Below are 13,483 nucleotides of genomic sequence, written 5' to 3' on the forward strand. Positions count from 1 at the left end.
CGCGGGGTGCTCAGGCCGCCCGGCCCCGGGGCCGGGCGGCCTGCAGGACCCGGTCGACGAGGTCCTGGGTGAGGTCCGCGCGGACGTCGGCCGGCACGGGCAGCCCGCTGTCGGTGTACCAGTCGGGCGTGGCCTCCGGGTGCGGCCCGACGACGCCGACCGCACCGTGCCCGAAGGGGGCGACGACCGCGGCGGGCAACCCGTTGCCGTAGGTGGCGAGCACCTCCGCCGGGCCCCGGGCCGGGTCGAGGTCGAACCACGGACCGTCCTGGAAGTACACCCGCCGACGGCGCCCGGCCCAGTCGACGTCGACCAGGTCGTCGCCGTCGTGGTCCGGTCGCGCCCCGGGTGAGGAGATGAACCGGTCGGCGTCACCGGGCAGCAGGCCGAAGCCCGGGGTCTCGCCGGCGAGGTAGCCGCCCAGGCAGAAGCCGAGGTAGCCCCCGCCGGACCGGACGAACTCCCGGACCGTCCCCGCCGAGCGCCGGAGCCTGCGGTAGGCCGCCAGCAGGCCGCCGCCGCCGGGCTGGGCGTAGAGGCGCGCCCCGGCGAGGACGGCGGGCTCCAGCGCGAGCTCCTCGCGCGGCCCGACGAAGCGGACCTCCAGGTCCCAGCGGCTGCGCCGCAGCGCGGCCGCCACCGCCTCCGGGCACCCCGGGGTCGAGGCCCGGCCGCGGTAGACCAGCGCCAGGTCTCGGCCCGGAGGCCGGTCCCCGTCAGGCGCCGGCACCGGCCCTCTCCCCGCGCCCCGCCAGCACCCGCCGCCGGACCGCGCCGGTCGCCTGCGCCACGAGGTCCTCGAGCGGGCCGCGGACGTGGGCGCTGCTCCACGCGAAGGCGAAGGCCACCAGGACCAGCACCTGCAGCAGCAGGGAGGCCAGGTCGTCGTCGGGCATGAACGGCGAGCTGAGCATCAGCAGGTGCAGGGAGTACAGCGTCAGCGTCATGCTGCCGGCCACCGCGAGCGGCCGCAGCAGGCCGGTCGTCATCCGCCCGACGAGCAGGCAGACCCCGAGGACCGCCAGACCCACCCCGATGGTGAAGAGCAGGTCCAGCGGGGTGCTGGAGTGCGGCGCGACCGTCGCCAGCCACCACGGGGAGTCCGACGGGGTGACGCCGGTGGGGCCCCACACCAGCAGGTTCGTGTACTGCTCCCCGGTCAGCGACCGCAGCGCCACCTCCTCGAGGTCGGCGCGCCCGCCCAGGACGTCCAGGAGGACCCACGAGGCCACCCGGGCGGTCACCGCGAGGGCGACCCCGGTGAGCGTGATCGTGACGACCGTCCGGCGGGAGGACAGCGCCGCCCGCCCCACGGCGAGCCCGACGCACAGGTAGGCCAGCCACGGCAGCGCGGGGTAGGTCCCGGTGAGCGCCAGCTCGGTGAGCACGCCCGCCGGGTCCGAGGCGAGCTGGCCGAAGGTCGTGTTGGGGGCGGTCACCAGCTCGCTGCCCGACCGCAGCAGGTGGCTGAGCACCGGCATCCCGAGGGCGATGGCGCCGGCGACCAGGACGAGGGCGCGGACCGACAGCGACAGCAGCGGGATCGCCAGCAGGAACAGCAGCGCGTAGTACGGCAGGATCACCGCGGCCAGGTCCTCGGGGACGACGGCCCCGAGGGCGAGGCCCACGACGCCGATGAGCAGCGCCCGGACGACGAGGGAGCTCGCGTTGGCCGCCCAGAGCCGGCCGCGCGGCCGCTCGCGGCGGCCGCTGGCGAAGGCGACGCCCACGCCGGCGAGCAGGGCGAACAGCGCCGCCGACTTGCCCGCCGCCAGGGACCACGCCAGGGAGGGGTTCTGCCCGTCGGCGGCGACCGGGTCCATCACGTGGACGGCGATCATGCCCAGCAGGGCGACCCCGCGCGCCGCGTCGATCCCGATCAGCCGCGTCCCGGCCCGCCGGCCCGGCGACGTCGTCACCGGGGTGCCCGAGGCGTCCCCCGGCGGCGGCGCGGGGTCGCACGCGTGCGCCAGGGCGGACGCCGGGGCGGGTGCCGTCACCCGGTCCCGCTGCTCCTCGGCACTCGTCGTCATCGCCGGCTCGCCCCCGCCGGCAGGCGGCGTCCGCGCCGGGACGGAGCGGCGACCGGGGCGCGGTCGACCTTCTGGGCGGGGATGCCGCACCAGGTGGTCTCCCGCGGCAGCACCTCGCCCTTCATCGCCAGGGACATCGCGGCCAGCGTGGCGTCCTCCTCGACGACGGAGTCGTACAGGACGACGGCCTTGTCGCCGATGGTGGCGCGGTCGCGCAGGACCACGTGGTCCATCTTCATGACGCGGTCCTCGAACAGGTGGGTCTGCAGCGACGCGTTGGCGCCCACCGAGACGTCGTCGCCGATGGTGACCAGGTCGAACTCCGTGACGTAGGTGGTGTCGACCAGCGTCCGCCGGCCCACCCGGCAGCCGAAGAGGCGCAGCGCCGGGCCGAGCAGCGGCGTGCCGGTGAGGAAGGTGAGCAGCGCCGGCACCGCCGCGGCCTCGTAGACGCCGGTGACGAACTCCGTCCGGCGGACGAACCCGCTCCACAGCGGCCGCACCCGCGGCCGGTAGCGGCCCACGACGACCCACTTGAGCGCGGCCACCGCGACCACCACCAGGACGCTGGAGGTCAGGGCCACCAGCGGGGCGAGCAGGACGGTGGCCGCCGTGCTCCACGACAGCGCCAGCGAGGACAGGCCGTAGAGGGTGGCGAACGTCGCGACGGCGAGCAGGGAGCTCGGCAGCACGATGCGCAGGAACTCGATGGCGTACCGGGCGCGGACCTGCCGCCGCGAGGGCGCGTAGGTCTGGGCCTCGGTGAACTCCTCGAAGACCTCCCGGCGGGGCAGGTAGAACGGCGGCGAGCCGAGCCAGGACGTGCCGGGCTCGGTCCCGCCCGTGGGCGGGACGCTGCGGACGCCGACCAGCGAGCCCTCGCCGAGCCGCGAGCCCGCGGGGACGAGGGCGGCGTTGCCCACGAAGGCCCGGGAGCCGATCTCGGTGCGGCGGAAGGCGACGTGCCCGTTGGCGTAGACCGCGCTCCCGACGCTGGCCATGTCGGCCACGAAGCTGCCCTCGCCGAGGGTGAGCAGGTCCGGGTCGATGTTGGCGATGGTGGACACCTCGGCGCCGGGGCCCACGCGGGTGCCGAGCGCCCGCAGCCACAGCGGCGTGTAGAGGGTCGAGTACATCGTGTTGGTGAACAGCAGGCTCTGCTCGAGCAGCTTGTCCCCGAGCCACTTCTCGACGCCCAGCTGGGAGCGCAGGTGGTGCACGCCCTCCGGCGTCTCGGCCAGCACCAGGCGGCGGGCGCCCAGCAGCAGCCCGCAGGAGACGAGGACGAACAGCGGCCCGGACAGCGCGCTGGCGAGGAACGCCGCCCCGGTGCCGAAGGTGAGCAGCGCCCACCACACGACGGTGACCACCGGCAGCAGGACCAGGAACGGCACCAGCTCCAGCAGGGCGACGCCGCCGGCGAAGCCGGCCAGCAGGCCCCGGGACCAGGTGCGGGGGGCGTCGGCGCAGCTGGCCATGAGCTCGACGACCGGGTCGATCGCCTCGGGCGCCGGCCGCGCCGGGGACCCCGCCCAGCTCTCCCCCGCCGGGACGACGTGGCCGGAGGGCAGCAGGGACTGGTCGCCGAGGATGGCGTTCTCCCCGACCTCGGAGCCGCACTCGAGCACGCTCTCGGAGCCGACGACGGCGCCGGTGCCGATGGTGACGGGGGCGAGGGTGAGCACGCCCTCGGCGACGCGGTGGCCGTGCAGCTGGGTGCCGTAGCCGATCGTCGCCCCGGGGCCGACGCGCAGGAACGACGGCAGGGAGACGGCCGCCGAGCCGAGGTGGCACTCGTCGTCGACCCGGGCGCCGGCCAGGCGCAGGTAGGTCGCCGCCCACGGGGACCCGCTGAGCACGGTCAGCGGGGAGAGGGCCATCAGCTTCTGCACCGCCCACACCCGCAGGTGCGTGCTGCCCCACAGCGGGTGGTCACCGGCGCGCAGGCCGTGGCCGAGCAGCCGGGCGCCGACGACCGGGAGGACCCAGCGCAGGAGCAGGTACGCCGACGGCAGCGCGACGGCCAGCTGGAGGACCAGGGCGAGGGAGGGCTGGCCGTCATTGAGGCCGTACGCGACGGCGACGGGGAGGAGGAAGAGCAGCACGATCGCGTAGAGGACCGACACCTGCGCCGACCCGAAGGCCAGGACGCGGCCGCGGGACGGTGGTGCCGGGCGGGGCTCGCGCGGCTCGAGCGTCGCGGCGTCGTCCGGCCGGTGGCCCGCGCCGTCCTCCAGGAAGGCGGCCAGGCCGCGGACGGTCGGGTGCCGGTAGAAGTCCAGGATGGACAGCCCGGCGCCCAGGTCGCTCTCCCGCATGGCGGAGACGACGTTCGCGGCCACCAGGGAGTGACCGCCCAGCGCCTCGAAGAAGTCGGCGTCGGCGGAGACCGCGCCGGCGGGCAGGGAGAGCATCTCCTCCCAGAGCCCGGCGATCCACGCCTCCGCGGGGGTGGCCGGGGGCTCGTGCTGCGGGCCGCTGCGGATCAGCCGCGGCCGCGTGGGCGCCGGGAGCCGGCCGCGGTCGGCCTTGCCGCTGGGCAGCATCGGGATCGAGGTGACCACGTCGAGGTAGGACGGCACCATGTACGGCGGCAGCTGCTGCACCGCCTGCTCGTGCAGCTGGGCGACGACCTCGTCGGCGCGGGCCGTGTCGCTCCCGCGCAGGACGACGTAGCCGGCCAGGTCGCCCCCGGTGTCGGCGGAGGACAGCAGGGTGACGACGGCGGCGGTCACCGCGGGGTGCTCCAGGAGGACGCTCTCGATCTCCTGCAGGTCGACCCGGTGTCCGCGGACCTTGACCTCGCTGTCGGCCCGCCCGAGGTACTCGATCTCGCCGTCGGGGAGGAAGCGGCCGAGGTCGCCGGTGCGGTAGATGCGCTCCCCGGGGATGCCGCGGGGGTCGGGGATGAAGCGGTCGGCGGTGAGGTCGGGCCGGTTGACGTAGCCGCGGGCCACGCCCGGACCGCCGACGCAGATCTCGCCGACCTCCCCGGCGGGCACCGGCCGCCGGTCCTCGTCGAGCAGGGTGACCCGGTAGGTGGGCAGCGGGCGCCCGATCGTCACCGGCTTGCCCGGCCGCAGCTCGGCCATGGTGCAGGTGACGGTCGTCTCGGTGGGCCCGTAGGTGTTCAGGATCCGGCGTCCCGGCCCCCACCGGTCGACCAGCTCGCGCGGGCAGGCCTCCCCGCCCACGTTCACCGTGCGGATCGCCGGCAGCAGCCGGTCGAGGGTGGCCAGCACGGTGGGGACGCAGTAGATCATCGTGATCTCGTGGTCCTCGAGGAAGTCGGCCAGGCCCGACCCCACGCGGCGGCCGTCGGTGGGCCCGGCGACGAGCGTCGCGCCCACCGCCCAGGTGGGCCAGATCTCCTCGATGGAGAAGTCGAAGGCGATCGTCATGCCCTGGTAGACGCGGTCGGAGGGCTCGACCCCGTACAGGGACGGCACGATGCCGATGAAGTTGCAGATGCTCGACTGGCTGATCTCCACGCCCTTGGGGCGGCCGCTCGAGCCGGACGTGTAGATGACGTAGCAGACCGGGTCGCCGTCGGACTCGGTGCCGGGACGCGCGCTCGACTGGACGGCGAGCTCGTGGCCCACCTCGTCGAGCAGCAGGCTCTCGCAGGGCAGGGCGGCGCACGACGCGGCGAACGACGAGTGCGTCACGACCAGGCCCAGCGCGCAGTCCTCGGCGATGTACTGCAGCCGGTCGGCCGGCGCCTCGGGGTCGATGGGGACGAACGTCGCCTCGGTCTTGGTGACGGCCAGCAGCGCGACGTAGGTGTCGACGGAGCGGTGCAGCAGGATGCCCACCCGCACGCCGCACCCCACGCCCCGGCTCTTGAGCAGGTTGGCCAGGCGGTTGGCCCGCTGGTCGAGGTCGGCGTAGGAGAGGCGCTCCCCCTCGCACTCCAGCGCCGTCGCCGAGGGGCGGACGTCGCAGGTCCGCTCGAAGTACCGGCTCAGGCGGGTGACGCCGCTCGTCTGGCCCAGCTCGGCGACGAAGTTGTCGTGCAGCCGGTAGCCGGAGGCGGTGGCGCCGGCCGGCTCGTCGAGGGGGGCCGGGACCGCGAAGTTCCCCGTGAGGTGCACGTCCGCCCGGTGGGGGGAGTCCCGGAAGTCGTGCGACCATTCGTTCTGCGTTGTCATCTACTCACTCTCTGCAGCCCCCGACATGACATCCGACCGACCACTGAACATGTCGCCCGGCGGATTCCCCAAGGAAGAGAGGGAAATGGGTCACGACACGCCCGGTCTCGTCACTGAGCAGCACCGATGGGATCCGGGACGTAACGTGGCCGGGCATTGAGTGGTGCGATCCGTAACGTTGCGGAGTCGCTCGATCACGCCGTTTCCGTGCCCTACCCTCGCCCCCGACCACGACGTCGGCACAGCGGGGGCACCGGGATGCAGCGGGGATCCGAGGGGCCCCTCGTGGTGGCGGCCCGCGCCCGCGCGGTCCTCGACGTCCTCGACGACGGCGTCCTGACGGCGGCCGAGCGACGGCGCCGGGACGCGCTGCACCACCCCGCCGACCGGGAGTCCTACGCCGCGGCGCACCTGCTGGTCCGGTACTGCGCCGCCGCCGTGACCGGCCGCGCCCTCGCGACGCTCGAGCTGGTGCAGCGGTGCCCGGGGTGCGGGTCGGGCGACCACGGCCGGCCGTCGCTGGCCGGCCTGCCCGACCTGCACGTCAGCCTCGCGCACACCCGCGGCGCCGTCGCCGCCGCCGCGGACCGGCACCCGGTCGGCGTCGACGTCGAGGGCCCTCCGGTCCACGGCGCCGGCCGGGCGGTGCCCACCCACTCGCTGACCCCGGCCGAGGGGCACCGGGTGCGCTCGGCCGCCGACCCGGCGACGGCGTTCCTGCGCTCCTGGGTGCGCAAGGAGTGTCTGGTGAAGGTGGGTGCGGCGACCCTCGACGACCTGTGGCGGACCGAGGTCGCCCCCTCCCCCGGACACGACCCGGGCGACGGGCCGGCGGTCGGCCGGTTCGGTGCCCTGCACGTCGTCGACTGGTTCGACGACGCGCTGGGGGTGGCGGTCGGGGTGGCGGGGACGGGGACCCCGCGGCTGGGCACACTCCCCGCGGCGGGGGCGGTCGACCGGGCGCACCCGCTGCGCTCCTGAGCCGTCCCGGGCGGGGACGGTCCAGCCGTTCGTGCCGGCCGGTGTCCCCCGGACGGTCGACGCCGCCCTCCCGGCGGCCTCGCGGGAGCGGCCCCGGGGCGGGGCCCACGTAGAGTCCGCTGCCCGGGCGTCGGGTGCCCGGTCCCCCCTGGAGGTCGTGTGCGCAGGCCCGTGGTCGTCGTCGGGGTGGCGGCGCTGCTGTCGCTCGTCGCCGGACCGGCGGCGGCGGAGCCCCCGCTGGAGGTGACCGACCGGGTCACCGACGAGGTCGCCGCCCTGGGTCCCGGGGCGGAGGCGGCCCGGACCGCGGTGGCCGACCTGGCCGCCGAGGCCGACCTCGGGGTGCACGCCGTCTTCGTGTCCTCGTTCGACTCCGCCGACCCCGGCACCTGGGCGGAGGACACCGCGCAGCTGTCCGGCCTCGGGGAGTCCGACCTCCTGCTCGCCGTGGCCGTCGGCCAGGAGACCTACGAGTACGGCTGGTGGGTCGACGACGACTTCGCGCTGTCCCAGGTCGACGTCGAGGCGGTCGTCGCCGACGAGGTGCAGCCGCGGCTGGACACCCGCGACTGGTCCGGCGCCGTCGTCGCGCTGTCCGACGGCCTCGGGTCCCTGGCCGACCCCGCGGAGGAGGAGGAGGCCGCGGGCCCGCAGTGGTCGGCGACCCGGACCCTCGCGGTGGTCGGCGGCGTCGCCGTCGTCCTGCTCGCCGCGCACCTGCTCTCCCGTCGGCGGTCCTCGACCGGCCCGTCCCGGTGACCGCGCCGGGACACCGGCGGCCCCCGGTGTCCCGCGCCACTCCTCCCAGGGGACTCACAGGCCGGACCCCGGGCAACCCCCAGGCCGTGCCCCGACGCTGTCCGGCGTGTCCATCCCCCCGGCCGTCACCGAGCCGCCGTCGGCTCGCCCACCGGTCCCTCCGGCAGCACCTCCCGCCGCCGGCCGGCCGGTCCGGGACGACGTCCGCACGGACGGGGTGGCCCGCGCCGCGCCGGCCGGAGCCACACCCGGCATGAGCCCGGCCGGCCCGCACGACCCCGAGCGGTGCGAGGGGCGCAGCTGCTCCCGGCACTCCCCCAGCGCCCACCACATGCGGACGTGGCCCCTGGTGTGGCGGGAGGCCTACGGGTTCTCCGACCGCATCTGTCCCCACGGCGTCGGGCACCCCGACCCGGACGACGTCGTCGCCCTCCAGGCGCTCGGCGGTGCCCCGACCGCCCACGCGTGCGACGGCTGCTGCCTCGCGCCGCTGCGGGACGCCCGCTGAGGGGAGGCCGCTGACGGGCCGGGACCCGGCCGCGGTGCCGCGGCCGGGTCCCGGTGTCTCAGGCGGCCAGCGCCGGCGTCGTGGTGGCCGGCTCCAGCGCCAGGGCGAGCACCTCCCGCACGTCGCCGACCAGGTGGACGGTCAGCAGGTCGCGGACCGCGGCCGGGACGTCGTCGAGGTCGGGCTCGTTGCGTGCGGGCAGCAGCACCTCGGTGAGGCCGACCCGGTGCGCGGCCAGCAGCTTCTGCTTGACCCCGCCGATCGGCAGCACCCGGCCGGTGAGGGAGACCTCGCCGGTCATCGCCACGTCACTGCGCACCGGCCGCCCGGACAGCACCGACGCGAGCGCGGTGACCATCGTGATCCCGGCGCTGGGCCCGTCCTTGGGCACCGCGCCCGCCGGCACGTGCACGTGCACCTCGCGCTCCCGCAGGTCCGACACCGGCAGCTCCAGCTCCGCGCCGTGCGAGCGGAGGAACGACAGCGCGATCTGCGCCGACTCCTTCATCACGTCGCCGAGCTGCCCGGTCAGGCGCAGCCCCGTCGCCCCGGTCTCGGGGTCGGCCAGCGACGCCTCGACGAAGAGCACGTCCCCGCCGGCGCCGGTGACCGCCAGGCCGGTCGCCACCCCGGGCAGCGCCGTCCGCTCGGCGGACTCCGGCGTGAACCGCGGGCGGCCGACCAGCCCGCGCAGCGTGCCGGCGTCGACGTGCACCGGTGCGCCGTCGGACCCCGACAGCCGGGCGGTCACCTTGCGCAGCAGCCGGGCGAGCTGGCGCTCGAGCTCCCGGACGCCGGCCTCGCGGGTGTACTCGGCGGCCAGCGTGCGCAGGACGTCGTCGTCGACGGCGACCTCGTCGGCGGTGAGGCCGGCGCGCTCGAGCTGCCGCGGCAGCAGGTGGTCGCGGGCGATGGTGACCTTCTCGTCCTCGGTGTAGCCGTCGAGGCGGACGACCTCCATGCGGTCGAGCACCGGCGCCGGGATCGCCTCGAGCACGTTGGCCGTGGCGAGGAAGACGACGTCGGACAGGTCGAGCTCGACCTCGAGGTAGTGGTCGCGGAAGGTGTGGTTCTGCGCGGGGTCGAGCACCTCGAGCAGGGCGGCCGCGGGGTCTCCCCGGTAGTCGCTGCCGAGCTTGTCGACCTCGTCGAGCAGCACGACCGGGTTCATCGAGCCGGCCTCGGTGATCGCCCGCACGACCCGGCCGGGCAGCGCGCCGACGTAGGTCCGGCGGTGGCCGCGGATCTCGGCCTCGTCCCGGACGCCGCCGAGGGCGACGCGGACGAACCGCCGCCCCATCGCGCGGGCCACCGACTCCCCCAGCGAGGTCTTGCCCACGCCGGGCGGGCCCACCAGCGCCAGCACCGCGCCGCTGCGCCGGCCGCCGACGACGCCCAGGCCGCGCTCCTCGCGCCGCTTGCGGACGGCGAGGTACTCGGTGATGCGCTCCTTGACCTCCTCCAGGCCGGCGTGGTCGGCGTCGAGCACCGCCCGGGCGCCGGCGACGTCGTAGGCGTCCTCGGTGCGGGTGGCCCAGGGCAGGTCGAGCACGGTGTCCAGCCAGGTCCGGATCCACCCGGCCTCGGGGGAGGCGTCGGAGGTGCGCTCGAGCTTGTCGACCTCCCGCAGCGCCGCCGTGCGCACGTGCTCGGGCAGGTCGGCGGCCTCCACCCGCGAGCGCAGGTCGGCCGGCTCGTCGCCGTCGTCCCCGCCGCCCTGCAGCTCGCGCAGCTCCTTGCGGACGGCGGCCAGCTGCTGACGGAGCAGGAACTCCCGCTGCTGGCGGTCCATGCCCTCCTGCACGTCCTTGCGGATGGTCTCGGCGACCTCGAGCTCGGCCAGGTGCTCCCGGGCCCAGCCGATCGCCAGCCGCAGCCGGCCGGCCACGTCGGGGGTCTCCAGCAGGGTCAGCTTCTGCTCGGCGGTCAGGTGGGACGCGTACCCGGCGGTGTCGGCCACCGCGGACGGGTCGGTCAGCCGCTGCACGCCGTCGATCAGCTGCCACGCCCCGCGGGCCTGCAGCACGGACACGACCAGCCCCTTGTACTCGCGGGCCAGCTCCCGGACGCCCTCGTCGGCGGCCTCGTCGGCGAGCACGGTGACCTCGACCCACAGCGCGCCGCCGGGCCCGGTGGCGCCGGCGCCGATGCGGGCGCGGGCCGTGCCGCGCACCAGCGCGCCCGGCTGCCCGCCGGGCAGCCGGCCGACCTGCTCGACGACGGCGACGGTGCCGACGCCGGCGTAGCGGCCGTGCAGCCGCGGTACGAGCAGCACGCGGCTGGTCCCCTCCTGGGTGCCGGCCGCCTCGACGGCGACGCGCGCCTCGGCCCCGTCCAGCTCGACGGGCACCGCCATCCCGGGGAGGACGACGGTGTCGTCCAACGGCAGCAGCGGCAGTCTCTCGGTTCCGCTCATCGTCTGCTCCTCCTCTTGCAACGGTGTAATCACCGATGCCGCGGCCAACGCGACCGGAGCGGGCGGCGTTCCGGGCGTTCGCCCACAGCGCACCGCCGGACCTGCGCCGCGGCACTGGACGCCCGGCCGCCCGTCGGACACGCTCGGTCCATGACCGCCGGCCCGCCGGGGCTCCCCCGGCCGACGGCGGCACGCGCCACGGCGCCGGACCGCACCGGGCGCCGCGTCCTGGCGCTGTTCCGCCCCTACCGGCGGCGGGTCGCCGTCGTCGCGGTGGCGATCCTGGTGTCCTCGCTGCTGGGCATCGTGCTGCCGTTCCTCACCCAGGCGGTCTTCGACCGCGCGCTGTTCCCCCGCACCGCGGACGGCTCGGTCGGGCCGCCGCGGCTGGGCCTGCTCCTCGTGCTGGTGGGGGCGAGCATCGGCGTGATCCTGCTGGGCGCCGTCCTCGGGGTGGCGACGACGTGGCTGACCACCCGGCTGGGCAACGCCGTCATGCGCGACCTGCGCGACCGGCTGTTCGCCCACCTGCAGCGCATGGAGCTGGCGTTCTTCACCGGCACCCGCACCGGCGAGATCCAGAGCCGGCTGGGCAACGACGTCGCCGGGGTGCAGTCGGTGGTCACCGACACCGCGAGCTCGATCCTCGGCAACGTGGTGACCGTGGTCAGCGCGCTGGTCGCCATGCTGGTGCTGTCCTGGCGGCTGACGCTGGTCGCGGTGGTGCTGCTGCCGGTGTTCGTCGCGCTGCAGGTGCGGGTCGGCCGGGTCCGCCGCCGGGTCGCCGGGGCCACCCAGCGGTCGGTGGCCGACATGACCGCCATCACCCAGGAGACGCTGTCGGTCAGCGGCGTGCTGCTGGCCAAGGTCTTCGACCGCCAGGACGCCGAGGTGCGCCGGTACGCCGCGGAGAACGCGCGGCAGGCCGACCTGCAGGTGCAGCAGACCATGACCGGCCAGTCGTTCTTCGCCACCGTCCAGGCCTTCTTCGGGCTGACCCCGGCGCTGGTCTACCTGGTGGCCGGGCTGTCGATCGGTGGGGTCTTCCTCGCGGGCGGGGCCGCCACGCTGACCCCCGGGACGATCGTGGCGTTCACGACGCTGCAGACCCGGCTGCTGTTCCCCGTGGTGGCGCTGCTGCGGGTCGGCGTCGACGTCCAGACCTCGCTGGCGCTGTTCGAGCGCGTCTTCGAGTACCTCGACCTGCGGCCGGCGATCGTCGACCGGCCCGGCGCCGTGGACCTGCGGGCGGAGGACGTCGCCGGGCACGTCGCCTTCGAGGACGTGCGCTTCCGCTACGCCACCGGGGACCGCGCCGGCAGCGACGGCACCCAGCCGTGGGTCCTCGACGGGGTCACCCTCGACGTCCCCGCCGGGTCGCTCGTCGCCTTCGTGGGGCCCAGCGGCGCGGGCAAGACGACGGCGTCCTACCTGGTGCCCCGCCTCTACGACGTCGACGCCGGCCGGGTCACCCTCGACGGCCACGACGTCCGCGACCTGACCCGGGCCACCCTCGCCCGCGCGATCGGCGTGGTGACCCAGGAGTCCTACCTCTTCCACGCCTCGGTGCGGGACAACCTGCGCTACGGCCGCCCGGACGCCACCGACGAGGAGGTCCGGGCGGCGGCCCGCGCGGCCAACATCGACGAGCGGATCGAGCGGCTGGCCGAGGGCTACGACACCACCGTCGGCGAGCGCGGCTACCGGCTCTCCGGCGGGGAGAAGCAGCGGCTGGCCATCGCGCGCGTGCTGCTGGCCGACCCCCGCGTGCTGATCCTCGACGAGGCCACCTCCGCCCTCGACACCGCCAGCGAGCGGCTGGTGCAGCAGGCCCTGGAGCAGGCCATGCGGGGGCGGACCACCATCGCGATCGCCCACCGGCTCTCGACCGTGCTGGCCGCCGACACCATCGTCGTGTTCGACCGGGGACGGGTGGTCGAGCAGGGCACGCACGCCGAGCTGCTCGCCCTCGGCGGCCTCTACGCCCGGCTCTACGCCGAGCAGTTCGGCGGCGGGGCGATCCAGGCGCGGTGCGACGACGGCGTCGTCCTCGCCGACGGCGACGTCGTGCCGCACACCCCCTCGACCCGCGACGGGTGGTCCACGACCGGGGCAGAGGCCGGGGCGGTGGACGGGCGCGCGGCGCCGGCGGGGAGCCGGTGACCACCGCGCTCAGCGGGTCAGCGCGGAGCTGTGCGCGAACGTCGTCCGGAGCTCGACGCCGGTGCCGAGCACGCGGGTGAGGGGCGCCTGGCCGGCGACCTCGCGGGCGCCGTCGAGCTGCTCGGCGTCGAGGTCCTCGGTGTAGGTCACCCGGACGTCGAGGACCCACCCCGGGCGGACCGCCACGACCACCTCGAGGTCACCGCCGTAGGAGTACGTGCTGTCCAGGTGCGCCCGCAGCGTGATGGCGGTGTCGGAGGCCAGCGCGGCCGCGAACAGGCCCAGCGGGCTCGGGCCGGCGCTGCCGCCGTCGCGGTGCGGCGGGGCGCTCACCGTGAGGTGCTGGCGGCCGACGTGCACCGCCGTCACCCGCTCCTCGGTGGCGGGCAGCAGGGCGCTGGCCACCGCCAGGCCGTCCTGCGCCGTGGTATACGGGGTCGCCGCGGGATCGGTCACGTCGTCCTCCAGGTGG

Annotated in this window: 9 protein-coding genes; 4 read left to right on the forward strand and 5 right to left on the reverse strand. The window is 75.9% G+C overall.

The genetic code is table 11. The features are described 5' to 3' along the window. Positions 1-10: 10 nt before the first annotated feature. The 3 genes from ACI780_RS11540 to ACI780_RS11550 are packed head-to-tail and all read right to left on the reverse strand — an operon-like array spanning position 11 to position 6,127. On the reverse strand, positions 11-730 hold the full coding sequence (locus ACI780_RS11540) for a BPL-N domain-containing protein (RefSeq protein ID WP_457003024.1): 720 nt from the start codon (positions 728-730) through the stop codon (positions 11-13). Further along, positions 717-2,033, reverse strand: coding sequence for a heparan-alpha-glucosaminide N-acetyltransferase domain-containing protein (locus ACI780_RS11545; RefSeq protein WP_457003026.1), 1,317 nt, complete (start codon positions 2,031-2,033; stop codon positions 717-719). Before ACI780_RS11545 ends, ACI780_RS11540 begins: the two co-directional genes overlap by 14 nt. Further along, positions 2,030-6,127 (reverse strand): Pls/PosA family non-ribosomal peptide synthetase, encoded by a 4,098-nt coding sequence (locus tag ACI780_RS11550; protein WP_457003028.1) that lies wholly within the window; start codon positions 6,125-6,127, stop codon positions 2,030-2,032. The genes ACI780_RS11545 and ACI780_RS11550 overlap by 4 nt, the downstream gene beginning before the upstream one ends. Positions 6,128-6,469: 342 nt before the next feature. Between ACI780_RS11550 and ACI780_RS11555 the strand changes: the two genes are divergently transcribed. The 3 genes from ACI780_RS11555 to ACI780_RS11565 all read left to right on the forward strand — a co-directional run bounded on the left by ACI780_RS11555 (position 6,470) and on the right by ACI780_RS11565 (position 8,432). After that, entirely contained in the window at positions 6,470-7,165 is a 696-nt protein-coding gene (locus tag ACI780_RS11555; RefSeq protein ID WP_457003030.1) for a 4'-phosphopantetheinyl transferase family protein, read from the forward strand. 159 nt (positions 7,166-7,324) lie between these two features. Beyond that, positions 7,325-7,924 carry a TPM domain-containing protein gene (locus tag ACI780_RS11560; RefSeq protein WP_457003032.1) on the forward strand — a complete coding sequence of 200 codons (600 nt, stop codon included), beginning with the start codon at positions 7,325-7,327 and terminating at the stop codon, positions 7,922-7,924. 253 nt (positions 7,925-8,177) lie between these two features. After that, the gene (locus tag ACI780_RS11565) at positions 8,178-8,432 is read left to right on the forward strand and encodes a hypothetical protein (RefSeq protein ID WP_456871843.1); all 255 of its coding nucleotides are present in this window, start codon (positions 8,178-8,180) and stop codon (positions 8,430-8,432) included. 58 nt (positions 8,433-8,490) lie between these two features. Here the strand turns inward: ACI780_RS11565 and lon are convergent, their stop codons facing one another. Beyond that, entirely contained in the window at positions 8,491-10,848 is a 2,358-nt protein-coding gene (gene lon / locus ACI780_RS11570) for an endopeptidase La (RefSeq protein ID WP_457003034.1), read from the reverse strand. A 150-nt stretch (positions 10,849-10,998) separates the two neighbouring features. Between lon and ACI780_RS11575 the strand changes: the two genes are divergently transcribed. Next, a complete protein-coding gene (locus ACI780_RS11575; protein ID WP_457003036.1) occupies positions 10,999-13,011 on the forward strand; it encodes an ABC transporter ATP-binding protein in 2,013 nt (670 codons plus the stop codon). 9 nt (positions 13,012-13,020) lie between these two features. On the opposite strand, the gene ACI780_RS11580 is transcribed toward ACI780_RS11575, so the two are convergent. After that, positions 13,021-13,467: an OsmC family protein gene (locus ACI780_RS11580; RefSeq protein ID WP_457003038.1), complete on the reverse strand. Its 447-nt coding sequence runs from the start codon at positions 13,465-13,467 to the stop codon at positions 13,021-13,023. Between the last annotated feature and the right edge of the window lie 16 nt (positions 13,468-13,483).

It is taken from the genome of Geodermatophilus sp. SYSU D00814 (assembly GCF_054050055.1).